We start from the raw sequence: 25,285 nt of genomic DNA on the forward strand, positions 1-25,285 counted from the left end.
AATCATTATAGATATCAATGGAATTTAAAAAAGATGACTCCTGTTGGATACAGAAATCATCTTCTTGATGTTGCCTAACTTTTTTCAAAATGTCCTTTACAAAGGGTACAGATTATATTGAGAGCATGCTTTTTTTACTTATTTCACAGTATATGAACCTTGTTCAATCCAGCTATACATATACTTTTCATCTTCTGTTTCATGTGCTTGTTTGACAATACGAAGCGGACGGAATGTGTCTATCATAACAGCTAATTCAAGCGTCTCTTTCTTCCCTATACTTGCCTCCGTTTTCCCAGGATGCGGCCCATGGGGAATCCCGCTCGGATGAAGTGTAATAGAACCTTCTTCCACACCTTTGCGACTCATAAAGTTTCCTTCTACATAGTAAAGAACTTCATCACTATTAACATTACTATGATAATATGGTGCCGGAATTGACTCTGGATGATAATCGTATAAACGTGGTACGAAAGAGCAAATAACAAAATTATGTCCTTCAAATGTTTGATGTACTGGCGGCGGCTGATGAATGCGCCCTGTAATTGGTTCAAAATCCTCTACATTAAATACCCACGGATATAAATAGCCATCCCATCCAACAACATCTAACGGGTGGTGTCCTAAAACATGTTTATGCATATAGCCTCTTGATTTTGTCATTACGACAAACTCGCCTTTTTCATCATATGTCTCTAATTTTTCTGGACCACGAAGATCTCTTTCACAAAACGGACTATGCTCTAACAATTGTCCGTATTCATTTCGATAACGACGCGGCGTTGTAATTTGGCTATTCGCCTCTACAACAAGAAACTTAGTCTCTCCTTCATCTGGAATAACACGATAAATCGTTCCAATTGGAATCGTTACATAGTCGCCTTTTCTATAGTGAATCGTTCCAAACATCGTTTCAATTTTTCCTGTTCCATAATGAACAAATAACATTTCGTCGCCATCACCATTACGATAGAAATAATCCATTTTTTCTGTTGGACTCACTACTCCAATTAACAAATCTTCATTTCCAAGTATGAAATTCCGTCCACTTATTGCATCACCACTTTTTTTACTTTCTTTCGTTCGAAAGTGGCGATGAGAAAGAGCAACATCCTCTTCATACTGCAACTGACAAGAATGCGATAATGCAGAATGACCTACTTCTGTTGGCATATAATGATGATATAAAATAGACTGCGTACCAGAAAAACCTTTTGTTCCCATTACCTGTTCACGATAAAGCGATCCATCTTTTTTACGAAATTGTACATGTCGTTTATGAGGTAGTTCTCCCATGTGACGATAAAACATGCCCATCACCCGCTTCCTTTTCTTTTTTGATCGTATTACGTAGTGTACCTAAACCAGTAATCGACAGTTCTACAACATCTCCATCTTGTAGCCACTCTTCTGTACCCAGTTCTAAAATACATCCTGTTCCTACTGTCCCAGAACCAATCACATCTCCTGGATATAACGTAACGTCCTCTGAAGCACGTTCAATCATTTCAGCAAATGTATAGTAAATATCTTGGAAGTTTCCCTTTGATAATAGTTTTCCATTTACATGAGCAGTCATTTCTAAATTATATCGATCACCATTACGATAAACGTCTAATTCCTCTTTCGTAACGAGATGTGCTCCTAAAGAAGTTGCAAAGTCTTTTCCTTTCGCTGGACCGAGACCTACTTTCATTTCTGTTGCTTGTAAGTCTCTCGCACTCCAGTCGTTCATAATACAATAACCAAAAATATATTCCTCTGCTTGCTCACGAGAAATATTTCGCCCTTCTTTTCCTATTACGCAAGCAATCTCCAACTCATAATCAAGCTTTTTAGACTTTTTCGGACCAATTACAAAATCACCGGAACCAATTACAGCACGATGATTAGTAAAATAAAAAACCGGAATATCATACCATTCAGGCACAACATCTAATCCTCTTCGTCCGCGAGCTGTTTTTACATGTTGTTCAAATGCGTAAAAATCTCGAATACTACTCGGATTAGGAAGAGCAGCTGTCAATTGTACTTCTTCTAAAGCATATATACCCTTATTTGGATTCTTAATATTCCGCACTACTTCTACATACTCATCTGCTTTCTCTAAAAAAGCCATCATAGAAGAAGGGATTTCTCCTTCACTAGCAAGATTCATATCTATTACTTTGTCACCTTCAAGCCATCCAGCTCGTAGTTCTTTTGAAGGAAGACGAAATGTAACAAATTTCATCCTGATTCCTCCTTATAAAAATGAAATTTCCACCAGCAAAGGGACTTTTGCTGGTGGATACAAATCTTATAAGTTCCCGCGACGCTCTTGTTCTCTTTCAATTGATTCGAATAACGCTTTAAAGTTTCCTTCACCAAATCCACGAGAACCTTTACGTTGAATGATTTCAATAAATAAAGTCGGGCGATCTACAATTGGTTTCGTAAAGATTTGTAGTAAGTAACCTTCATCATCACGATCTACTAAGATCTTTAATTCTTTTAACTTATCAATTTCTTCATCAATTTTTCCAACTCGTGCAGTTAACTCATCATAATAAGTATCAGGTGTATCTAAAAACTCCACCCCATTTGCACGAAGCGCTTCAACTGTTTTAACAATATCACTTGTTAATAAAGCAAGATGTTGTACACCAGCTCCATTATAGAATTCTAGATACTCTTGAATTTGTGACTTTCTCTTTCCGTCTGCTGGTTCGTTAATAGGAAACTTAATACGACTTCCATTCGTCATAACTTTCGACATTAACGCCGAATACTCTGTACTAATATCGTCATCATCAAAATGAATCATTTGTTTAAAGCCCATAACATTCTCGTAATAACTAACCCACTCTTCCATTTTTTCAACATTACCAACTACATGATCAACAGCAATTAAACCAGACTCTTCAAATGGAATATTAAATTCTACCTTTTGGAATCCTGGCATAAATGCCCCTTTATAATTTTTACGCTCTACAAGCGTATGAATTGTATCACCATACGTACCAATAACTGCTTTTTTCAATGTACCTTCCTCATCTGTTAATTCCTGTGGTGGAGCAATTGCGACGGCACCACGTTTCACTGCTTCTGAGTATGCTTTATCAACATCATCAACAAGTAGTGCCACATCCTTCACGCCATCACCATGAGTCTTTACAAACTCTGCAATACGATTTTCACTACTTAAAGCTCCAGACACAACGAAACGCATATTTTTTTGCACAAGAACATAAGATACCTTTTCACGGTTTCCAGTTTCTAATCCAGAGTAAGCTACAATTTTGAATCCGAACGCTCTCGCAAGATAATAACTCGATTGCTTTGCATTCCCTACGTAAAATTCCAAATGATCTACATCACGTACTGGAAAAAAGTCCTCCATTTGTGCAGCTAGCGTATCCATAGATTTTTGTTTCATAATATCTTCATCCCCCTGTAAATAGATTAAATGGTCCATACTTAAAACCAACCGAAAACGCTTCCAACATTAATTAATAGAAATTAGTTAGCAAGCTAACAAATTCTGACCTTTAAAATTTTCTATCTTTTCTGTCAAATTCCTCTTTTTTTCTTACATATAAAATTCGACTTTTTTCTCTTTGAAATACAGCTTGATTTTATTCAATGGATTTTTGATTATTCGTTGAATCAAGTTTCAACCGCAGCGTTTAATTAGCATTGAATGCTGGATAATGAGGTAACTTTAATACTTGAGGGTATATAAGAAGAATATAAAAAAGACTCCAACATATTAACTACTTACCAATACGTTAGAGTCTTTATTTTTTTTGAATGATTGTATTTATATATCTCATACTAATACATTTGCAAGGAATAGAATAAATGATGTTACTATTACCGCTCCACCTAAGGATCCTAATAAATCTGTTTTTGTTACTTGAAACACTTGTTCACTGTTCATATCCCTCATTCTCCTTCCTTTTTTGTTTGATTTAAAACTTCTATTATACTAATACGCTTGATAGAAATACGATTAACGCTGTTAATACTACTGCCCCACTTGCTGATCCTACGAAGTCACCTTTTGTTACTTGTAATACTTGCTCTTTCATATCTTTCATTCTCCTCTCTTTTTCTTTTATTACAAAACTTCTATTATACTAATACGCTTGATAAAAATACGATTAATGCTGTTAATACTACTGCTCCACTTGCTGATCCTACGAAGTCACCTTTTGTTACTTGTAATACTTGCTCTTTCATATCTTTCATTCTCCTCTCTTTTTCTTTTATTACAAAACTTCTATTATACTAATACGCTTGATAAAAATACGATTAATGCTGTTAATACTACCGCTCCACTTGCTGATCCTACGAAGTCACCTTTTGTTACTTGTAATACTTGCTCTTTCATATCTTTCATTCTCCCTTCTTTTTCTTTTGTTACAAAGCTTCTATTATACTAATACGCTTGATAGAAATACGATTAACGCTGTTAATACTACTGCTCCACTTGCTGATCCTACGAAGTCACCTTTTGTTACTTGTAATACTTGCTCTTTCATATCTTTCATTCTCCTTTTTTTATAAGTTATCTATATGTAATTTCTAAGAAATGTTTATTTCATAGTTTTTATGTTAACGTTACATTAAATTTGATAACGTAATGTTTGTAACATTAATGTAACATAACTATTATTACGTTGCAATATAATTACGTAAAATTTATTACACTTTTTTTACGTTTTTTTATAACAACCCTCAAAAACCTTTATTTAATGCATTTTTCACTAAGTCCACGTTTGTAACATTCGCGTAACATTACAGTCATAAAGTGAAATGTATCCATATTCCTCTCTATTTTTGTTACAAATTGTTTATTTAGTGCCACTAAACCTATCTAATCTTTACTTACTTTTAATATGAGATAAAATACCGTCTTTCCAAGATAAGTTTATATGTTTCCTCTATATAACTATGTATAATAAAAACAAAGAGGTGGTCATTTTGAAATTAATCGCATTAGATATGGATGGTACACTACTATCATCTAATCTTGAAATCTCCAAAGAAAACCTACAAGCAATCCAAACTGCACAAGAAGCCGGTCATATTGTAATGATCTGTTCTGGTCGTGCGAAAGAGGATGCTTTAAAACTATTGGAAGAATATAAATTATCTCTTCCAGTCGGAGCAAGCAATGGGGCAATTGTTTATGTGGATGGAAAAGTAATTAACTCGCGTTGTTTACAAAACGATAAAGTATACAAGCTTGCAAAATTACTAGAATCTGAAGGTTTTCCTTATAAGCTATATACGAATAAAGGAGTTTATTCTCCATATACATGGCAAGATCAAGTCATGCAAGCTTTCGAAGAGAACAAGCATGCATTAGATGTTACACTTGAGGAGCTTGAGAGAATTACAGAAAAACAAAAGAAATCAAACTTAATTACTGATTTCCAAAAAATTGAAGATGTTGTAAATAATCCAGAATTAGAAATATCTAAATTCTTCATTTTGACATTTAATGCAACGCATCGTGCACAGCTATTAAGTATGTTACAAGAAGACACTGATATTTCGGTTACAGCATCAGCTCCTACTAATGTAGAAATTATGGATAAGCTTGGTCATAAAGGAAACGGTCTACAAGAAATGGCTGCTTATTTCAATATACCAATTGAAGATACTATTGCAATCGGGGACAACTTTAATGATGTGCCAATGTTACAAGTAGCTGGCTTATCAGTTGCGATGGGAAATGCTGAAGAAGATGTAAAAAAACTATGTGATGTTGTAACATTAACAAACAATGAACATGGTGTTGCTCACGCAATTGAGCAATTTGTATTGAAACAAACTTCATCTAGTAAATAAAAGAAAAGGACTCTTTCCATTTGAAAGGGTCCTTTTCTTTTATACGTGATGACAAGCAACAAAATGCTCCTCACCAACATTACGGAATTCTGGTACTGTTTTTTTACAAACATCCGTTGCAAATGGGCAACGTGTATGAAAACGACAGCCCGAAGGTGGATTTGCTGGACTTGGAATATCCCCTTCTAGTATAATTCGCTCTCGCTTCACTGTTGGATCTGGTATTGGAACAGCTGATAACAATGCTTTCGTATAAGGATGTAGCGGATTGGTAAATAACTCATCACGCGGTGCTGTCTCCACAATCGTACCTAAATACATAATTCCGATTTTCGTACATAAATGTTCTACTACACTTAAATCATGCGAAATGAATAAATAAGATAATCCCTTTTTCTCCTGTAACTCACTAAATAAATTAATAATTTGTGCTTGGATAGATACATCTAGTGCCGCCACAGGTTCATCAGCTACAATGAATTCTGGATTTAATACCATAGCTCTTGCGATTACGATACGCTGACGTTGTCCACCAGAAAACTCATGGGGATACCGGTCAATATGATAAGGAGCTAATCCACATAACTCCAATACTTCAATTACCTTTTCACGAACATTTTCTTTCGTTGCTAATCCGTGGGCCAACATTGGCTCTCCAAGCGCTTCTCCAATTCTCATTCTCGGATTTAATGAACTAAATGGATCTTGGAAAACGAGCTGCATATTAGGGCGATGTTTTCTTAATTCATCCTTGGATAAAGAATGAACATCTTTCCCTTTAAACTTCACTTCTCCCTCCGTTTTTTGAACGAGGCGTAAAATTGTTTTTCCTATTGTTGTTTTTCCGCTCCCTGATTCGCCAACGAGACCAAACACTTCACCTTTATTAATAGTAAAACTTACTCCATCAACTGCTTTTACATGCCCAATTGTTCTACTAAATACGCCACCCTTGATTGGAAAATATGTCTTTAGGTTTTTTACCTCTAATAATGGTTCACTCATTGTTCCGCACGCTCCTCATATAACCAGCAAGCTACTTTATGATTTTCATCATTTACATTTAGATTTGGGGCTTCTTTTTCACATATTTCCATACAATGCTCACAACGCCCACTAAAGTAACAAAACTCACCTAAACCAACTAAATTCGGAACTTGCCCTGGAATAGAATATAGTTTATCTATTCGTTTTCCCATTACTGGTTTTGATTTCAATAATCCTTTCGTATAAGGATGTTTTGGATTTTGGAATATCTCTAGTACTGGGGCTTCTTCAATAACTTTCCCGCCATACATAACGACAACATAATCAGCCATTTCTGCTACGACACCTAAGTCATGTGTAATTAATAAAATCGACGTTTTAAATTCTTCTTTCACTTGTCTTAGTAGATCCAATATTTGAGCCTGAATGGTAACATCAAGAGCTGTTGTTGGTTCATCCGCAATTAATAACTTAGGATTACAACTAAGTGCAACAGCAATCATAATACGTTGTAACATCCCGCCACTCAGTTCATGCGGATAAGAATGGACGATTTCATCAGCGCGGGCTATGCCAACTTTACGAATTAACTCAATTGCCTTCTTATATGCTTCATTTTTACTAAGTAATTCATGCTCCCTTAACGTTTCTACAATTTGCTCTCCTACAGTGAAGACGGGGTTTAGCGATGTCATCGGTTCTTGGAAAATCATCGCAATATCATTCCCTCGTAAACTACGAAGCTCTTTCTCTTTCATTCCTAAAAGACTTTTTCCTTCATATAAAATATCTCCACCTACTACACTGCCTGATTCAGCAATAAGTCCCATAATAGATAACGCCGTTACACTTTTTCCGCAACCAGATTCACCTACAACACAAACAGTTTCACCTTCTCGAACAGAAAAACTAACATGATTCACAGCTTTTACTGTCCCTTCTTCTGTCTGAAAGTGTGTTTGTAAATCTTTCAGCTCTACTACCGCTTTACTCATATCTCCTCACCTACCGTCTCATCTTTGGATCTAATGCATCACGAAGTGCATCACCAAGTAAATTAATTGATACAACTGTTATAAAGATTGCAAAACCAGGCGGAATCCATAACCATGGACGCTTTTGGAAATCGATTAATGAGTTAGCTGCGCTAATCATGTTCCCCCATGATGGTGTAGGTGGAACGACTCCGAGACCTAAGTAACTTAGTGCGGATTCTCCCAAAATAGAACCTGCAACACCTAATGTAGATACGACAATTAAAATGGGTAAAACATTAGGTATTAAGTGATATATAATTTTCCGGTAATCTTTTATTCCTAACACATCCGCAGCTTGCATAAATGCTTGCTCCCTAAGTGATAAAATTTGCCCTCTTACAAGGCGTGCAAGCCCTGGCCAACCTACTAAACTTAAAATAATCATAATGACATACAAACGATAATCAGACGGTACTTTCCACTCTGATAAAATCGCACCCATTATAATAAGTAACGGTAATCCTGGCATCGACATTAAAATATCTGCAAGTCGCATAATAATATTGTCCACAATACCACGATAAAAACCTGCAATCGCTCCTAATAAAGCTCCAAGTATAACCGATAAAACCATTGAAGCTAAACCAATGGTTAATGAAATACGTCCCGCTTGCATAAGCCTTGTTAAAATATCTCTTCCTAATTGATCTGTACCAAGCCAATGAGAAAAACTAGGTGGTTTGTTAATGAGCGCAACTTGTATTTTTCCTGATGCATATGGAGAAAAGAACGGACCGATAAAACAAAATAAAAACATAAAAATTAATGCATAAAACCCTACAAGTGCCATCTTATTTTTCTTTATCTTTTTAAAAGCTTGTCGCCATGGTGATGATTCATTTCTTCTCTTTTTTTCTTTTTTTTCTGTAATTACTGTAACAGTCTCCATTTCTTTCCCCCCTTACTTCAACCGAATTCTTGGATCAACAACTGCATATACGATATCTGCTAAAAAGTTTGAAACGATTGTTAAACAAGAAAGAAACATCGTAAATGCCATCAATACTGTATAGTCACGGAAATTTAATGCTTCTAATTGAATATTACCAATCCCTGGCCAGTTAAAAATTTGTTCAATAATAATTGCCCCAGAAAACAATCCAGGTAATTCAAATGCTAATAACGTAATTGCCGGTAAAATTGCATTTTTTAATGCATGCTTATAAATAACCGTCTTCTCCTTCAAACCTTTCGCTCTTGCTGTTCGTATGTAATCTTGTCTTACAACCTCTAACATACTTGTTCTAAAATAACGAGTTAGCGAGCCGACCCCAAGAAGTGTCAAAATAAATACTGGTAAAATCATATGTTTTGCAACTTCTATCACGTAAGCAAATCCTGTTGAATTACTGCCAACATCAATCATTCCACCTATCGGTAATAACTTAAAGTCAACCGCAAACACCTTAATTAAAAACAAACCGATAAAGAATGAAGGAAATGACATTGCTGCAAAAACACCGATTGTTACAAGTTTATCGAATAAAGAATGTTGCTTCGTCGCGGAGAATACACCGATAATAAGTGCAATTAGCCAAATAAAAAATAACGCAATAACTGCTACACTAAAAGAATTCCAAATAAATTTATTTAATAATGATGTTACTGGTTCTTGATATTGAAGCGAAAAACCAAAGTCTCCTTGTAACGCATTACCTAACCAGTGAAAATAGCGCTCAACAATTGGCTTATTTAATCCGTACAATTCCCGAAGCTCTTCCGCCCTTTGCGGTGTAATTTTAGGATTCGAATCAATATAATCACCTGGAAGAAGTGCGAACAGGAAGAAAATAACAACTGACGTTCCCAAAAGTGTAGGAATCATTTGTAATAACCTACGAACGATATACGTTTTCACCCTTTTTCTCTCCAATCTTATGCTTAAAATAGAAGAACATTTTTTCGAATCAGCATATTACTAGCTGAATGAAAAAATGTCTTCTACTTATACATTCTTCTCGTTATTTTTCAATAGATAGTACTGGTGAATTCGAACTAATACTGTCATACTTCTCAGGATCAATTCCTTTAATATTTCCATTGTAAGCTGTGATGATTCTACGATAATTTAATAAAATTACTGGTGGATCATCACTTAGTTCTTTATACAGTTCTTTGTAAATTGGTTTACGTTTCTCAATATCTACAGTTTCAATTCCTTTTTTAATTAATTCATCTACTTTTTCATTTTTATAACCTAAAGTATTATCATCACCTTCTGAGGAGTAACCACTTACAGTTTCACTTGGATCTGTTGTAATTGGTGTTGCAACAGAAGCTAAATCATAATCTCCTTTTTTCACTTTTGAGAGCATCGTATTGAAATCCATAAATTCAGGATTGAACTCAACACCTAATTCTTTATAGTTCTCTTTTGCTATCGGAATAAATAAATCACCTTCTTTTGCTGAACTTGCACCATAATACGTTAATTTAAGTTTTTGACCATCTTTTTCCCGAATTCCGTCTGAACCAGCTTTCCATCCAGCTTCATCTAATAATTTCTTCGCCTTATCTAAGTTATATTCGTATTTATTAATACCCTCTTCTGTATAAGCCCAAGATGTTGGATGAATTGGAACATTTGCTACTGTACCGTATCCTTTCAAAGCTGTATCTACATATTTTTTACGATCCAATCCATAAATAAGAGCTTGACGAACTTTCTTATCTTTTAAATACGGTTTTTTACTATTCATTCTTATATAACTAAATGAAGAAGCCGTCTCTATTTCAACATTCGCAAACTGTAAACTCTTCACTTGTTCTAAAATTTCATCCCCGTAACCTACTCCTGTATAATCTATCTCACCTGTTTGGAATAATTGGAATTTTGTATCTGGTGAAGTAATCTTATAAATAAAGTTTTGAATTTTTGGTTTGCCTGCATAATAATTCTCATTTGCTGTAAAACGAACTTCCTGTCCTGGGATATACTTTTCAAATTTATATGGTCCCGCAGCTATCGGTTTTCCATATAACTCTTTTAAATAATCTAAACTAGTATTTTGTTTATACTCTTTCCCATAATAAGCTTTCGATAATACTGGACCACCTAAAGCAATTAGCGCTTGTGAATTAACTTTTTCAGTCGTAATTTTAATTGTTTGTGGATCAACAACTTGAATTCCTTCAATAGACGTCGCTTTTCCTTCTTTATATTCCTTTCCACCTTTAATTGCATATTGTGAAATATCATCGCCACCTTCATACGCTTTATCATGTAGAAGTGATAATGTAAATGCTACATCGTCAGCAGTTAATGGCGATCCATCACTAAATTTCAAGTCTTTGCGTAAATGAAATGTATATGTTAGTTGATCTGAAGAGACATCCCATTTCTCAGCAAGATCTGGGATAGGCTTTCCTTGTTTATCTGTTGTAACAAGGGAAGCGAAAATAACCGATGTCACATTGCCATCCCAACCATTCTCTTGAAAGTAAGGTAAGAAAACTCCCCCAGGCTTGGAGATACCTGAAATAAAAGTATCTTTTCTATTTTTCGCCTTATCAGGCACCTTTGTCTTATCTGTCGCAGCGATCTTTTCAATTTTCACATTTTTTAAATCCTGCTGTTTAACCGGCTCTGTAGAAGCCGCGTCCTCCTGTCCCCCACAAGCAGACAACACAAGCGAACTACTCATTAATACCGAAAATACACCAGCCCATTTTTTTGTCTTTTTCTTCATTGTCCCCATCCTAACTTTTTATGATTATACCCTCTGAACGAATTACCTTATGTATGCCTCCCACAGCAACATTTATAGCCAATCGGAAAAGTCGGTTTTAATCGTAAAAAAATAGATGTTTTGAGGGGTAACAATCTTATTCCGACCTTTCCGGTAGACTTTATGGTTATTAGCTTATATCGTTCATTATGTTTTGTCAATTCTTTCTAAATAAATAATTTTAGAATTTTTCTAAAATTACCACTCTACATTTATACTTTAAGAAAACTCAGCTATAATTCGTATTAAAACTTAAAAATCTACTTCTATTCCTTCAGCATGAAACATAGAATACTAATAACCAATTACCAAAAAGGGGGCGAAAATATGGACAACCTATTCCAATACGTCCTGCACTACGTATTATTAACAATTATGATAGTCGGAGCGCTATTACTATTCCCGTTCTTCCCAAAGTTCGTCCTCTTTTTAGCTTTTTTTATCATGCTCGGGATCGCTATTATAATTTCAACGAGAGAAGATGCCACGCAAAAAGAGAGCAGAGTTCAGCGCGTAAAGCTGTAACTTTGCTCTCTTTTTTCAATCGTAACGTATTCTAGTTAAAGCAATTACGAAAAATATCCCCGCAAATAAGGTGAGTATACCAACATATCCCCCTATATCTGCTAACGTGCCTCCTCTCACAATTAATTCCGTAAAGCCACGCATCGCCCACGTTTGTGGAACAAAGTTTGCTGCTGTTTGCATCCATGCCGGTTCAATTTCGACCGGCCAATAAAGACCACTGATCATACATGTTGAAATCACAACGATATTACCTAGCGCTGACTGCTGTTCTGTTGTTTTTACGATGCTTGCTAATAATAAGGCTAAACCAATGACAGCTAATAATAATACCGAAACGAGTGCAATAACCCCCAATAGATTTCCCCACTGCACATCAAATAAGGAATGCGTTAATATCATTAAAACGCCAAATTGAATCCACCCTATTAAAAAGAAGGAAAGGATATATCCTGCCAGTAGTTGAACCTTTGAAACTGGTGCTCCTAATAAGCGGGACCAAACACCGATTTGTCTAGCTTTCAAAATGGTTCCAGTCGCACTTAACATGACAATCATAACGAATAGAATTGAAAAACCTGCCGCTCGTCCTGTAACGTTATTTAACTTTTGTCCATCATGTAAAATTGATTCTTTTTGAATCGAAACAGGTTCTACTTTTGTATAAATTTCTTTATACATCGTTTCCCACGAAGTGTTACTTTTCTTCTCAAAATCTCGTGCTGCACTAACTTCTATCTCCATTTTTTTTAACGTACTTGTCAATACTTGCTCTACAGAAGTTCCACCAGTAAAATCAGCACTGGCTTGAAACCGGATATTTTCTATCTTTCTATCTAGCATACCCTTTTGAAAATCTTTCGGAATGATAACTATACCAGATGATTTTTTGTTTTCAATCTTCTGTTTCCCTTCCCCATACGTTGCCTTCTCTATAGAAATCAAGTCACTTTTCTTTATTTCCTCATAATATTTGTTGGATAACACAGAACCATCTTCATCTACTAAGCTAATATTTACTTTCTCATTCCCACTTCCACCTAAAAGTCCGCCGAAAATGAGTGTGAAAATAATAGGCATTCCAAACATGAGTATATAACTCTGTGGCTTTATTAAAATTTGCTTTAACTCTAGCCAACAAAGTGCCCAAACCTTCTTCATCATTTCCCCCTCCTATCTCGTACGTAAACGTAATGTTCCAATCATAACGGAAACAATTCCTGCACTACATAAACTAAAAATAACAGGGAGTAGCACATCCCAAGATGTTCCCGACATAATATTTAAGAAGCTTGTAAGTGCCCATTTATTCGGAGCAACATTCGCAATGGTTTGAAGTGTATCAGGAAATACGTAAATCGGTAACATCGATCCCCCTAATATAGCTAGTATTTGAATACCGATTCCTCCCATTACATCTGCTGTTTTTTCCTCGCGAATAAAAGCGGCAATTAACATAGATAAACCAGCAACACAAATTGCATAAGAAATTCCCAACACTACTATTTGAGACACGTCTTCGCCCCATTCCACATGAAACATAAAGCGTGTAGCAACTATAAATATTCCAAATTGTATACAGGCAAATAGTAACGTACCTAAAAACTTCCCAAATAAAATTGAAAATGAACTCGTCGGTGTACTGAACAAACGCGCCAACGTTTCGGTTCGTTGCTCTGTTACAACTGACCTTGCACCTACTGTTATGTTATATAGTAAAAACATGACTAACATCGCTGCTGCATAATATTGCATCGCCGCAACTGTTTTTTTACCTATTGTTCCTCGTTCGATGTTATTCGTACTTGTGGTTGCTATCTCCTGTAGACTTCCACTTACCTCTTTTGCAACCTGTGCTACATCACCCTGCTGAGATTTTGCTAATTCTGTTACAACACTTTTCGTAGATACTGCGACTGTTTGAACACGTTCTGAAAAAGATTGAATCATTGATTCAGCAATTTTCGTTTGTATATCTTTTGATGGGTCTATAAGCACCTTTGGCTCTTTTAATTTTCCATCTTGCACTTGTTCGCTCCATTTATCTGGAATGACGATTCCCACATCGATTTTCTTTTCATTTAACATATCTTCAAGCTCTTCCTGAGAGTTAACTATCTTTACCTTCACATCATCTTTTATTTCTTTAGATTGCAATACGTCTTTTTGAAAAACATCTGCGAACTCATCCGTGCCCACTTGATAATAACCAATTACTGTTTTCGGTAGTCCACCACTATCAAATACATTACTTAGCGCTGAACCTAAAATCGCCGTTAATAAAAGCGGCATAAGTAACATCATCATAAATCCGCGCCGATCAATTAAACGTATTTTTAAATCTTTCCATGCAATAATGAAACTTTTCATCTCACCCTAACCTCCTTAATCACGAAGTGAACGTCCTGTTAATTGTAAAAATAGTGCCTCTAAATTCGGCTCTTGCACTTCAAGCTTTAAAATGTGAGCATTGTTCTCAACAACTAATGACACAACTGTGCCAATGGCCTCACCATCATTTAATCCAATATCAATTGTGTTATTATCTTCGTCAAAAATAATCCGTTCAACGACAGATAGTGCTTTCAATTTTTGTAGCAGTTCCTTACTATAGCGATTTAATTGCAATTTCACCATAAATCCATCTGTCAGGCGATTACATAACTCTCTTTTCGTTCCTAATGCAATTACCTTTCCGTAATCAACGATTGCAATTCTTTCACATAAATACTCTACTTCTTCCATGTAATGACTCGTATAAATAACTGTCATACCTTTTTCATTTAATTTCTTAACAGTCTCTAAAATATGATTTCTCGATTGTGGATCAATCCCGACTGTCGGCTCATCCATAATTAATAACTCTGGTTCGTGCATAAGTGCTGCACCAATATTAATGCGCCTCTTCATCCCACCTGAAAATGTTTCAATTTTATCTTTTCCACGATCCTGTAAACCGACGTAAGCTAATACTTCCTCTGCTCGCTCTTTTGCAACTTTCCCATTTAAACCGTACATCTTTCCCCAAAAAACCAAATTTTCCTTTGCTGAAAGTGTCGGATACAGCGCAATGTCTTGCGGAACAATACCAATTTTCTTTTTCGCTTCTAATGGATACTCTTTTACAGATTTTCCACCAACTTTTATATCACCACTATCGTATGGAATTAACCCGCAAATCATTGATATCGTCGTTGATTTTCCCGCTCCATTTGGACCAAGCAATCCAAATGTTTCACCTTTCTTCACTTCAAAAGAAACATTCTTTACGATTTCCTTCTTCCCAAATGATTTCGTAATATGATCTATGACTAACATACTGATTCAGCCCCTTTGTATTCATCTACACTTTCATTGTAGAAAAATTTCTTTTCTTCTCCATCACCCTTAAGATAGAAATGCAAAATAAAAAAGCAGCAAATCCTGCTGCTTTTCCACACTTATATATGCCAAAAGTCATGTGTACATTGTGATGCCATACCTTACTGCGTATATCGCTGCTTGCGTTCGATCTCTCAGTTCTAACTTACTAATTAAATTAGAAACATGATTCTTAACAGTTCCCTCTGTAATAAATAACTTTTCAGCAATCTCTTTATTATTTAAACCAAGCCCAATTTCTCTTAAAACATCTAATTCTCGCTCAGTTAATTGTTCTAGCTGTTTTGGCGGGGGGCACTCTACTGCTACTTTTGTCTTTTTTAATTCCTTTACGATTTGTGCTGTTATATCTTGAGGAAGCACAGCCCCTCCACCGTGTACCGTTAAAATAGCTTGAACGATTGCATCCGTCTCCATGTCCTTTAATAAATATCCGCTCGCTCCTTGCTCCAATGCTTCAAAAATAAGCTCACTATCACTAAAAGTCGTCAACATAAGTACCTTTATATGAGGGAACTGTTCTCTAACTAAACGTGTTCCTTCAACACCATTCATACGAGGCATCCGAATATCCATCAAAATAATTTCAGGATGTAGCTCTTTCACCTTTTGTATCACTTCGTCTCCATCAGTCGCTGTTCCCACTACTTCAAGTTCCGGACGTAAATTTAATAACATCGCTAAACCATCACGAATGAGTGATTGATCATCAACAATCATAATGCGAATCATACTGTTCCCCCTATTGTCCACGTTTTCTCCTGAAGTGGAAATTCAATCTGTAACTGAAAGCCCTTTTCTATCTCACTCTCAAATTGAATAGTTCCACCATGTTCCTCTACACGTTCTTTCATATTAAGTAAACCAAAACCTGGACTTACCTCATTGACCCCCAAACCATTATCCAGAATACATAGTTTAACTTGTTTCATTGAACAAGTTAGACTCACTTCACATAAACTCGCTTTCCCATGACGTTTTGCATTTGTTAAAGACTCTTGCATAATCCGGAGCAATGTAGGTTGTAGTGACAACGGAATCACAACCGGATCTCCTTGTAATTGAAAAGATACTTGTACTTTTGTCGCTTTAGAATATTCATGCAACATCTCACGCATATTTTCTATTATATTCCCTAATTTACTTTCTTCTTTTAAAGCATGCACAGAAGCTCTCACCTCTTGAAGTGATTTTCTGGCTAGCCCATGACATGTATGTAAAGCCTCTTCTGTGGCGTCCGATTTTTGTTTCCACAAAGCCTCTGCCAATTGTAACTGAACAAGTAAGGCCGTCATATTATGACCAACTGTATCATGAATTTCTCGGGCAATATCATTCCGCTCCCGAACAGCAGTCAATTCTTCTACCTCTTTAGCATATAGACGTAATTGTTCATGCGCTTCTTTTAAAGCTGTATGAGATAATGCTAATTCTCCATATTGCTCATCTACCATTTGCCGAGCTGCTGTAAGTTTTTTTATTAAGTTCCCAGCTAAAGCACTAAAAACGATGAACATAAAGTTAATTGCATTACTCTCTAATTCCAGACTTCCTGTATGTTGATACGTATGCATTATATTTATAAACCAACAAAGAAAGAAAAAAGCGATAAAAAAATAAGTCACCCTTTTACCCCAATCATGGATAAATAATCCTACCGCATCAATTCCAAATATAATTAAATATAAACATGTCTCGGGAAATAAAAAACCTAATAACGCTGTGACAATACCATTTGCTAACAGGGTATAAAAAACGAGTTTTCTACTCTCTTTTACTTTTACAAGCAAAATATGATTCACAATATAAATAAAAAGTGCAATACCGACAAAAATTTGTAAGTTTGCTGTTTCACGTGAAACATGATTTGCGTAAACGAAACAAATTATGACGATTGTGGCAATTCGCGCATATCCTAACATAAAATTCTCCTCACATTTTAATAACCTAAAACTCATCTCACTATCGTATCAACAAGAAAATTATACCAATTATTTCTCTTTTCTTATATAAAAAAGAACAAGCCCTCCCTCAAAATATGAGAAAACAACTTGCTCTTTCATTCTATTTTTATTACTCCACAATATTCTCTAATTCATTATATAAATCTGCTCGTAACAACTCTTTCTTCGTTTTTTCCTCATATAATTTTTCAAGTTTTTCAACATCAGCTACATGTTCCATTCCACATTCTATTGCATATATATCTTCTTCTACATGCATTAACTCATTTTCAATCTCTTCAAGATTCCTAGCTTCTTTCTCTTTTACAAGAACCGTTTCAACACTTTTTCTCCCTTGGCGTTTCTGCTTTATTACTTGCTTCTCAAGCTTTTCCTCCCACTTTTGACGAGCCCATGCATAGTTTCCTGCAAACTCAAATAATTGGCATCCATCAATCCAGTACGTCTTTTCAAATAACTTATTTAAAAAATAACGATCGTGTGAAACAGCTAAAATCGTCCCATTATATTGCTCAAGGGCTTCCTCTAAAACTTCCCTTGATTCAATATCAAGATGGTTTGTCGGCTCATCTAAAATTAGAAAATTGATGTCTTGATACATAAGTTGCGCAAGTCTTAACCTCATTCTTTCTCCACCGCTCAGTTGCGTTACTTTCTTAAACACCGCTGGACCATAAAATAAAAACTTAGCTAATATATGTCTCGCTTCTCCCTCTGTTACAGCTACATATTCTCTAAAAGCCTCTAATACATTACTCTTCATATTTCCGTACGCATGCTGGGATAAATAACCGATTTTCACACTACTACCAATTCGAATTTCTCCCGCGTCTGGTTCTATTTCTTCTAATAATAATTTTAGTAGCGTTGTCTTTCCTGTACCATTACGACCAACGATGGCCGCACGCTCTTGAAAACGAACATGTAAATTCACTTCGTTAAATAAGGGGTGGTCAGCAAATCCCTTACTCACTTCTTTCATTACAACAACATCTTTCCCACTTCTCTCTTGCCCTTCAAACTGAAGTCCCATTTGTTTTCGTTCTAAAATAGGTTTTTTTAGTTTCTCCATCCGTTCCAGTGCACGTTCCATACTTCTTGCTCTCTTATGCAATCCTTCATTCGGAGGATTCGCTTGATTTGCCCATTCACGTAGGCGCTTAATTGCTTCTTTCATTTTCTTTATTTTCTTTTGCTGCTCTTGATAAGCTTGAAACTCTTGAAGTAATCTTTCTTCCTTCTCCTCGACGAACTGAGAATAATTCGTATGGTACACGTGAATCTCTCCATCTTCCAAATCAAAAATTTTCGTTACAACTTCATCAAGGAAATAGCGATCGTGTGAAATAACCATAACTGTTCCAATATATTCTTTTAAAAATTTCTCTAACCATTCAACTGCAAACAAATCTAAATGATTTGTTGGTTCATCTAATAGAAGTAAATCTGGTTTCTGCAATAACATATATGCAAGGCTAACTTTCGTCTGTTCTCCTCCACTTAATTCCGTAAATACTCTTGGAAATAAGTCTGTTACTTGTAAGCCATTTGCTACCTTCATTATATTTGCCTCTATTTCATAACCACCGAGAAATGCAAATTTTTCTTGAATTATTCCGTACCTCTCCATTAGCTTTTGCAATGAAGATTGTTCCTGCTCCTCCGCCATATTTTTTTCTAGAGCATGCATTTCTTTTTCTAATTCCTTTTCTACTTTAAAAGCGGAACTCAATACATCATATACATTCATGACCTCATCAAACTTCGGAATTTGTGCGACATGACCAATACGTGTACCTTTCTTCATATGGATGGCTCCTGCATCCAAACTCTCCCTTCCCGTTAGAAGTCCAAAGATTGTTGTCTTCCCACTACCGTTACGACCAACTAACCCAACACGTTCACCATTCTTTATTTCAAGCGATATATTTTCAAATATGATGTTTCCACCAAAAGATTTCATTACATTATTTACACTACAAATAGTCATTTTCCGTACTCCTTTCAATATAAAAAACCATGAGAAAGAAACATTCCCCATGGTTTTCGGCATAGAAAAAGGAAGCCAAATAGCTCCCTTTTCACACGTTTATTAAAAATGGGTGAAGAGATTTCTATCGTTCAATAGTCACTATGCAATTGTTAAAAAAGGGCATACGTATCCCGTTAACAACTACATCATGAAAAATCGCACGACAAAAATAAATAAAATCTAAAAATTTGGCACGCGCAGCTAAAGAACGTTTCATCTCATTCACCCCTTTCGTACGGAATTTAATACTTACTTCTTTATTATACTTTCCAATTTCATGTTTGAATAGTCATTTTTCTGAAAATAATGAAGATAGACTAAACATTTCAATAAGTGACATCAAATCTTACAAAACTGTTATGTTCACGTAATGGAAAGCGATAGTACGAAAAGATGCCTCCCTATACAATAAAGATGTAAACAAGCGAGACAAACAAAAGGAGGAAACAAACATGATGAAAGAAATCGTAAAAGCAATCTTTGAGGTATTAGTGAACGGACAAGCAGTTGTAAACGAACTAAATGAACTATAAAAAGGAGTGAAGAAATATGATGAACATGGTGAAAATGATTTTACACGCTTTAGTCGATGCAAAAGCAGTTAGCCAAGAATTAAACCAACAATAAAAAGGGGTATATGAATATGAAGAAAGCCATTATTATAATTGCAAGCACAGCAATTACCTTATACACAATAAAAAAGAGAAAAAAGAAAAATAATGAAAATGTTCTATATTATCCATACACGCTATTAGAGAAAAAATAAAAGACAAGGTACCCTATCGTAATGAGGATATCTTGTCTTTTATTTTTCCCCTATTCCTTTAGAGGATTTCCTTCTCCTTTTCCCGAATGTATTAAGCGGGATTTTTACACATATTTTAAAGGGGCATATATACAAATGGATACACAACAACTATATTTTTTAAACGATATCGGTAAACAAAAACCAGAAAGTATTCGGAATAGAAGCGCTGCATGTCCATTTTGCGATAAAGAACAATTAACGGATATTTTAGCAACTGATGGTTCTATTATTTGGTTAAAAAATAAATTTCCTACATTACAAGATACATTTCAAACAGTGTTAATCGAAACCGATAATTGCGAAGATCATATCGCAACATATACCGAAGGACATATGAGAAAATTAATGCAATTTTCTATTCAACATTGGTTACACTTACAGAAGAACGAAGAGTTCGCATCTGTGATTTTATATAAAAATCACGGTCCATTTTCAGGTGGAAGTTTGCATCATGCACACATGCAAATTATCGGAATGAAATATGTAGATTATCTTGAAAATATTGAAGAAGAAAATTTCCAAGGGTTAATTATTCAAAAAAATGAATGCATTGAGCTTAATATTTCAGAGCGTCCCATTATTGGCTTCACTGAATTCAATATAATCATTGATAATATTTTATATATAGATGAAATGGCAAATTACATTCAACAAACTGTACGTTACATACTGACAGATTTCCATAAAGGATGCAGTAGTTATAACTTATTCTTCTATTACTTAAATGGAAAAATCATTTGTAAAGTTGTACCTAGATTTATCGTTTCACCATTGTATGTAGGATATAAAATACCGCAAGTTTCTACAAAACTAGAAGAGGTGAAAATACAACTCACGCAGTATTTCACGAAAGAAAAGGATGAAATTATTCATAAAAAAACAGAGTAGGTATAGAAAACCTACTCTTTAATTACACCTTTATTTCGATAGTATACATCTTCTAATCCGATGTTATACTTCATGTTATTATCCGTCCACTCTGGCCCTAAATTCCCTGGCCATCCAGATGTATTCGCTATATATTTCAGTAATGCAAAATCAGTCAAACCTTTTTGTACCCCACGCTTATATCCTTTCATTAAATGCGGCATTGCAATTTGCGCATTTGTACGTGGATCTTTCAGCTCATCATCAGTTAAATGTTCTGGTGCAAGCCCGCCGCCGCGGTGTAGTTGAAACAATCCGAATGAAGTTCCATTATCTCCAACACTTCTTGGATTTAATCGACTTTCATGCTCGGCAATTGCAAGAGGTATCCATTCTGGAAGATGTACTTTCTTCGCTTCCTCTATAATGATTTGTTTCATCTGTTTTGCTTCTTCTGAATCAACATAGCTTGTTCCATTCACTAGCTTATCCATTCCTTCAGACTTTCCTTGGAAATATAAATATACTCCAAGAACAACTAAAAATCCTACAAAGAATTTCTTCACTACCTCTACCTCTTTCTCCGCTGAAATTTGTCCCCTTTCAGCCTTCTTCCCTTTACAATTACCCACATTCTATCATTCTCTTACCCTTTTATCATAGCAAATAACTATGCGTATTATCATCATGCTTTAGACCGATTTTGTGAAAAAACAGCTGGTAAATACGTACAAAAATGTAACTTTCATAGACTATAACGCATTTATTGTATATAATTGTAAACTGAACTCTACATATAGAATAGGAGCATTCAAAATGAAAAAATGCCTAACACTCTTGTTCAGCATTTTACTACTCATCCCTACCTACACCTCTGCACAAACATCATCAAAACCAAAAGTACTTGTTTTGTATAGTACACAAGACGATAAAGTTTCAAATAATGTCCAAATCCTTAATACTCAATTAGGACATTTTACAAATGATATCACCGTAAAAAACTTAAAAGAAGCAACTTCAATTAATAACGTATCCTCCTATACACATATTGTTTATATCGGTGAAACAAAAGAAGTGTTTTCTGATGAAACGAAACAATTTCTAGAAAACTTCTCCGGCCCTATATTAGTATTAGGACAAAATGTTGAACAATTATCTAAGCGTTTTTCTTTCATTACATTGAAGAGTGACGATATACGAGTTAATAAAATTGAATATCCAGACAAGAAGCTAAAAAACACCTTAGAAGCGGAACGATTAATTCAATCATTTGATACGAATGGAACTGTGCTTGCTAGCGCCTTAAGCTTAAATAACACTAACCCACTAATCGTTCAGCATGAAACGTCTTATTACGTTGCAACGCCAAATCTCTTTGACTGGATGTCTCATTACGTCGGTGAAATGTTATTTTCTTATTTCGGCCAAAAACCAACGAAAAATAAAGTTGAAGCTTATTTACGTCTTGAGGATGTTCACCCGGCCGCAGATATAAATCAATTAAAAGAAATTGCTGAATTACTAAAAGAGAAAAAGATGCCTTACATGATTACTGTTATTCCGGTATATAAAGATCCAGATACGGGAAAGACAATACATCTAAAAGATAAACCCGAACTAGTCGATCTTTTACGCTCTATGCAAGATGATGGTTCAGCAATTATTATGCATGGTTATACGCACCAATTTTATGACAGTGAAACTGGTGAAGGGTTTGAATTTTGGGACGTAAAGACAGATCAACCAATTCGCCAACCGAAACATGAAAAACCGAAGACAAAAGATGACTTTCCAAATATAGAGGCATATAACCAATATGTAAAAAAAGGGGAAGAGTTTGAGGAAAAATATACGACAGATCATATCGAAAAAGGGATTCAAGAACTTGTAGATGCTAAACTATATCCTGTCGCATTTGAAGCACCTCATTACACGATGTCTCAAAAAGGATATGAAATATTATCAAGGTACTTTTCAACTTATGTAGGGCAACTACAGTTAAATGATACAACTTGGAAATCCATGCACTCACCATATTATACAAGTACTCCGACATTTTTACATGGAATGAAACTATTGCCTGAAACAGTCGGATTTATTGAAGAAGATAAGCCACATGCTATCGCTAAAATGAAAGAACGTGCTGTATCTGTTACAAAACTATCTGACGGCATTATCGGTGCATTCTATCATCCTTACTTAGGTGTGAAACCATTAAAAGAAGTACTAAAGGATTTAGAAAGCATTCCAAATATAGAATGGATTGATTTACAAAAAGAAACAAATGAAGTGAAAATGAAAGATATTCATATCACTACTAATAAAGACGGCATTCACATTGAAAAACCAACAAGCGCAAGCGACGTAATGGATTATATAAAACAATATGGATTCTTCCTTATACTTGGTTTCTTCGTCATTGTCTTTCTCTTATTATTAAGACGTGTAAAAAAATTAGAATCCTAATACAAAACCACCGAGCGGAACGCTTGGTGGTTTTGTCATATATCAAACCGTGGCATTTTATTAAATAAATTCAACTTTTACTTTTTCCGTTACATTATTAAAATTATAATTCTTCTATCCTTTCAAATAAAATCGACTTGTGTTTTCATATATTGTTTCTGCGACCTTATCAATAGATATGTTTTTTATAACACTAATTTCCTTTAATACCTCTCGAATCATTCTTGGATGCGTTATAACATCCTCTTGAAATTCCCACGGTCCATCTGTTTCTACCATCATATATTCAAGTGGATAATACGAAACGATTTTTCTAATCTTCTCCTTATGTAAAACATCCGGTGTAATCGAAATATAATAACCATTCTTCATCATCCGTTTCATTGTTTCATCACTTCCTTTAAACCAATGGAAATGTGCACGTGAAACTTTATATTTCTCTAGCAAATCACATACAATGTCAGCATCTTCATAAACTGCATGTAATATAATCGGCAAATTATACTTACTAGCTAGTTCTATAAATTTTTTCAATACAACTATGTATGGATTTACAGCAATTCTTTCATCTTCTTTCCTCAAATAATAGGGCAAACCTACTTCACCAATCGCAACAATTTCCTCTGCGTTCTGTTCAATAAGTTTATAAATCTGTTCACACTCTTCTTTATGAATCTGTTGCTCTGGATGAAACCCTATCGCTGGATATATAAAAGGATAGTTCTTCGCTAAAGATAACGTTTCCTTACAAGATTGATAATTCATAGATACTGCAATAAGCCCCTTTATTTCATTACTATTTTCCACCTCTTTCAGTAATCTGTTCTTCTCTTCATCCTTATATTGATCAACATGTATATGACTATCAATCCATTTCATCTTTATGCCCCCATAAAAAAAACAAGAAAGGACTTCCTTTCTTGTTTTATCATCTATATTATTTAACAATTAAGTTTGTTATGATATCAAATAATCCAATACACACTACGGCAACAGTAAAGTAGCTACAGAAATCTTTAATTGGTAACTTCACTACTTCTTCTTTACGCATCCCATTTTTCTCCCTTCTTACTAGATCCCTAATTATTTTTCTATCTGTATCTATTATGCAAAAAATATGACAAATTTACTATCGAATTAACTTACGTAAACCTTACAATGTTGTAAGGTTTAAAAAAGGATCCTCATCTTTATTCAGATGAGGATTATTAAAAATTAGTTGGTTTTTCATTCTTCATTACAAACAGAAAGTAATACATTGAGACTTTCTAGTTACACTATATGAAAATTACTATCTTTTAACTATCGAATTACATTACAGAAGGCTTACATGTTTGTAAGTTATGTGTAATGTAATTCGATAGTTCTCCTTACTTATATTTCGTACAATAAAGTTAGAAAGTAAGCCAAATAAGAAGAACAATCACATAACCAAATTACATTGCTAGTAGCTACTCTTCTTATACCTTTCACCTATGCTACTACAATGTACCCCCTTCCCTTTTATATAATAAAAAAAGCCTTAGTCCATATGAAGTGACCCCCGAAAGTTAGACAGGTCGTTTCATTAGGCAGCCTCTAGGGTATGAGCCCGGTATTGTACTGGGCTCATACCCTTTAATTTTGCCTTAATTCTTTTATGATTATAG

At 35.0% G+C, this 25,285-nt stretch carries 29 protein-coding genes; 6 read left to right on the forward strand and 23 right to left on the reverse strand.

The window, feature by feature from the left end; all coding sequences use genetic code 11:
• Positions 1-78 (forward strand): IS3 family transposase (locus CGQ22_RS32845; RefSeq protein ID WP_325835997.1); only part of this gene is annotated, 78 nt, incomplete at its 5' end.
• 60 nt (positions 79-138) lie between these two features.
• Here CGQ22_RS32845 and CGQ22_RS30220 read toward each other — a convergent pair.
• From CGQ22_RS30220 to CGQ22_RS30255, 8 genes are all read right to left on the reverse strand, one after another.
• A complete protein-coding gene (locus CGQ22_RS30220; RefSeq protein ID WP_013141710.1) occupies positions 139-1,311 on the reverse strand; it encodes a homogentisate 1,2-dioxygenase in 1,173 nt (390 codons plus the stop codon).
• Positions 1,277-2,233 (reverse strand): fumarylacetoacetate hydrolase family protein, encoded by a 957-nt coding sequence (locus CGQ22_RS30225; protein ID WP_000673997.1) that lies wholly within the window; start codon positions 2,231-2,233, stop codon positions 1,277-1,279. The genes CGQ22_RS30220 and CGQ22_RS30225 overlap by 35 nt, the downstream gene beginning before the upstream one ends.
• 66 nt (positions 2,234-2,299) lie before the next feature.
• Positions 2,300-3,418: a 4-hydroxyphenylpyruvate dioxygenase gene (hppD, locus tag CGQ22_RS30230; protein ID WP_000810923.1), complete on the reverse strand. Its 1,119-nt coding sequence runs from the start codon at positions 3,416-3,418 to the stop codon at positions 2,300-2,302.
• A gap of 393 nt (positions 3,419-3,811) precedes the next feature.
• Positions 3,812-3,922: a DUF3948 family protein gene (locus CGQ22_RS30235; protein WP_001083693.1), complete on the reverse strand. Its 111-nt coding sequence runs from the start codon at positions 3,920-3,922 to the stop codon at positions 3,812-3,814.
• Positions 3,923-3,965: 43 nt separating this feature from the next.
• The gene (locus tag CGQ22_RS30240; RefSeq protein WP_000654250.1) at positions 3,966-4,082 is read right to left on the reverse strand and encodes a DUF3948 family protein; all 117 of its coding nucleotides are present in this window, start codon (positions 4,080-4,082) and stop codon (positions 3,966-3,968) included.
• 34 nt (positions 4,083-4,116) lie between these two features.
• A complete protein-coding gene (locus tag CGQ22_RS30245; RefSeq protein WP_000664237.1) occupies positions 4,117-4,224 on the reverse strand; it encodes a DUF3948 family protein in 108 nt (35 codons plus the stop codon).
• Positions 4,225-4,267: 43 nt separating this feature from the next.
• Positions 4,268-4,384, reverse strand: a complete 117-nt coding sequence (locus CGQ22_RS30250; protein ID WP_000654250.1) for a DUF3948 family protein — start codon at positions 4,382-4,384, stop codon at positions 4,268-4,270.
• 34 nt (positions 4,385-4,418) lie between these two features.
• A complete protein-coding gene (locus tag CGQ22_RS30255) occupies positions 4,419-4,535 on the reverse strand; it encodes a DUF3948 family protein (protein WP_000654250.1) in 117 nt (38 codons plus the stop codon).
• 433 nt (positions 4,536-4,968) lie between these two features.
• On the opposite strand from CGQ22_RS30255, the gene CGQ22_RS30260 reads away from it, so the two are divergent.
• Positions 4,969-5,841, forward strand: coding sequence for a Cof-type HAD-IIB family hydrolase (locus CGQ22_RS30260; RefSeq protein WP_000766427.1), 873 nt, complete (start codon positions 4,969-4,971; stop codon positions 5,839-5,841).
• A 39-nt stretch (positions 5,842-5,880) separates the two neighbouring features.
• Here the strand turns inward: CGQ22_RS30260 and CGQ22_RS30265 are convergent, their stop codons facing one another.
• From CGQ22_RS30265 to CGQ22_RS30285, 5 genes are all read right to left on the reverse strand, one after another.
• Positions 5,881-6,846, reverse strand: coding sequence for an ABC transporter ATP-binding protein (locus tag CGQ22_RS30265; protein WP_001294520.1), 966 nt, complete (start codon positions 6,844-6,846; stop codon positions 5,881-5,883).
• Positions 6,843-7,823: an ABC transporter ATP-binding protein gene (locus tag CGQ22_RS30270; RefSeq protein ID WP_000030789.1), complete on the reverse strand. Its 981-nt coding sequence runs from the start codon at positions 7,821-7,823 to the stop codon at positions 6,843-6,845. Before CGQ22_RS30270 ends, CGQ22_RS30265 begins: the two co-directional genes overlap by 4 nt.
• A gap of 10 nt (positions 7,824-7,833) precedes the next feature.
• Positions 7,834-8,754 (reverse strand): oligopeptide ABC transporter permease, encoded by a 921-nt coding sequence (opp4C, locus tag CGQ22_RS30275; protein ID WP_000451077.1) that lies wholly within the window; start codon positions 8,752-8,754, stop codon positions 7,834-7,836.
• 12 nt (positions 8,755-8,766) lie between these two features.
• The gene (locus CGQ22_RS30280) at positions 8,767-9,723 is read right to left on the reverse strand and encodes an ABC transporter permease (protein WP_139032698.1); all 957 of its coding nucleotides are present in this window, start codon (positions 9,721-9,723) and stop codon (positions 8,767-8,769) included.
• Between the two features lie 103 nt (positions 9,724-9,826).
• A complete protein-coding gene (locus CGQ22_RS30285; RefSeq protein WP_089149752.1) occupies positions 9,827-11,554 on the reverse strand; it encodes an ABC transporter substrate-binding protein in 1,728 nt (575 codons plus the stop codon).
• Between the two features lie 366 nt (positions 11,555-11,920).
• On the opposite strand from CGQ22_RS30285, the gene CGQ22_RS30290 reads away from it, so the two are divergent.
• A complete protein-coding gene (locus CGQ22_RS30290) occupies positions 11,921-12,118 on the forward strand; it encodes a hypothetical protein (protein ID WP_000369254.1) in 198 nt (65 codons plus the stop codon).
• A gap of 15 nt (positions 12,119-12,133) precedes the next feature.
• On the opposite strand, the gene CGQ22_RS30295 is transcribed toward CGQ22_RS30290, so the two are convergent.
• The 7 genes from CGQ22_RS30295 to CGQ22_RS32665 all read right to left on the reverse strand — a co-directional run bounded on the left by CGQ22_RS30295 (position 12,134) and on the right by CGQ22_RS32665 (position 19,712).
• Positions 12,134-13,279 carry an ABC transporter permease gene (locus tag CGQ22_RS30295; protein WP_089149753.1) on the reverse strand — a complete coding sequence of 382 codons (1,146 nt, stop codon included), beginning with the start codon at positions 13,277-13,279 and terminating at the stop codon, positions 12,134-12,136.
• A 12-nt stretch (positions 13,280-13,291) separates the two neighbouring features.
• Positions 13,292-14,488 carry an ABC transporter permease gene (locus CGQ22_RS30300; protein ID WP_089149754.1) on the reverse strand — a complete coding sequence of 399 codons (1,197 nt, stop codon included), beginning with the start codon at positions 14,486-14,488 and terminating at the stop codon, positions 13,292-13,294.
• Positions 14,489-14,503: 15 nt separating this feature from the next.
• Positions 14,504-15,436, reverse strand: coding sequence for an ABC transporter ATP-binding protein (locus CGQ22_RS30305; RefSeq protein WP_089149755.1), 933 nt, complete (start codon positions 15,434-15,436; stop codon positions 14,504-14,506).
• A 138-nt stretch (positions 15,437-15,574) separates the two neighbouring features.
• Complete coding sequence (locus tag CGQ22_RS30310) at positions 15,575-16,231, reverse strand: response regulator (protein ID WP_089149756.1); 657 nt, start codon at positions 16,229-16,231, stop codon at positions 15,575-15,577.
• On the reverse strand, positions 16,228-17,421 hold the full coding sequence (locus CGQ22_RS30315; protein ID WP_089149757.1) for a sensor histidine kinase: 1,194 nt from the start codon (positions 17,419-17,421) through the stop codon (positions 16,228-16,230). Before CGQ22_RS30315 ends, CGQ22_RS30310 begins: the two co-directional genes overlap by 4 nt.
• A 151-nt stretch (positions 17,422-17,572) precedes the next feature.
• Positions 17,573-19,504, reverse strand: a complete 1,932-nt coding sequence (abc-f, locus tag CGQ22_RS30320) for a ribosomal protection-like ABC-F family protein (protein ID WP_139032813.1) — start codon at positions 19,502-19,504, stop codon at positions 17,573-17,575.
• A gap of 73 nt (positions 19,505-19,577) precedes the next feature.
• On the reverse strand, positions 19,578-19,712 hold the full coding sequence (locus tag CGQ22_RS32665; protein WP_000830643.1) for an RAxF-45 family protein: 135 nt from the start codon (positions 19,710-19,712) through the stop codon (positions 19,578-19,580).
• 420 nt (positions 19,713-20,132) lie between these two features.
• On the opposite strand from CGQ22_RS32665, the gene CGQ22_RS30330 reads away from it, so the two are divergent.
• The gene (locus tag CGQ22_RS30330; RefSeq protein WP_002023099.1) at positions 20,133-20,261 is read left to right on the forward strand and encodes a hypothetical protein; all 129 of its coding nucleotides are present in this window, start codon (positions 20,133-20,135) and stop codon (positions 20,259-20,261) included.
• 135 nt (positions 20,262-20,396) lie between these two features.
• On the forward strand, positions 20,397-21,191 hold the full coding sequence (locus CGQ22_RS30335; protein ID WP_089149759.1) for a DUF4931 domain-containing protein: 795 nt from the start codon (positions 20,397-20,399) through the stop codon (positions 21,189-21,191).
• Positions 21,192-21,202: 11 nt separating this feature from the next.
• Here CGQ22_RS30335 and CGQ22_RS30340 read toward each other — a convergent pair whose 3' ends face one another.
• Positions 21,203-21,736 (reverse strand): transglycosylase SLT domain-containing protein, encoded by a 534-nt coding sequence (locus CGQ22_RS30340; protein WP_000713246.1) that lies wholly within the window; start codon positions 21,734-21,736, stop codon positions 21,203-21,205.
• Between the two features lie 250 nt (positions 21,737-21,986).
• Here CGQ22_RS30340 and CGQ22_RS30345 point away from each other — a divergent pair, with 250 nt between their 5' ends.
• Positions 21,987-23,636: a DUF2334 domain-containing protein gene (locus tag CGQ22_RS30345; protein ID WP_089149760.1), complete on the forward strand. Its 1,650-nt coding sequence runs from the start codon at positions 21,987-21,989 to the stop codon at positions 23,634-23,636.
• A 114-nt stretch (positions 23,637-23,750) separates the two neighbouring features.
• On the opposite strand, the gene CGQ22_RS30350 is transcribed toward CGQ22_RS30345, so the two are convergent.
• Positions 23,751-24,515: a TatD family hydrolase gene (locus CGQ22_RS30350; RefSeq protein WP_000871068.1), complete on the reverse strand. Its 765-nt coding sequence runs from the start codon at positions 24,513-24,515 to the stop codon at positions 23,751-23,753.
• 688 nt (positions 24,516-25,203) lie between these two features.
• On the reverse strand, positions 25,204-25,285 hold an 82-nt coding region (locus CGQ22_RS30360), incomplete at its 5' end, for an IS3 family transposase (protein ID WP_140420774.1).

The sequence above is a fragment of the Bacillus sp. M13(2017) genome (assembly GCF_002218325.1).
Lineage (GTDB): Bacteria > Bacillota > Bacilli > Bacillales > Bacillaceae_G > Bacillus_A > Bacillus_A thuringiensis_K.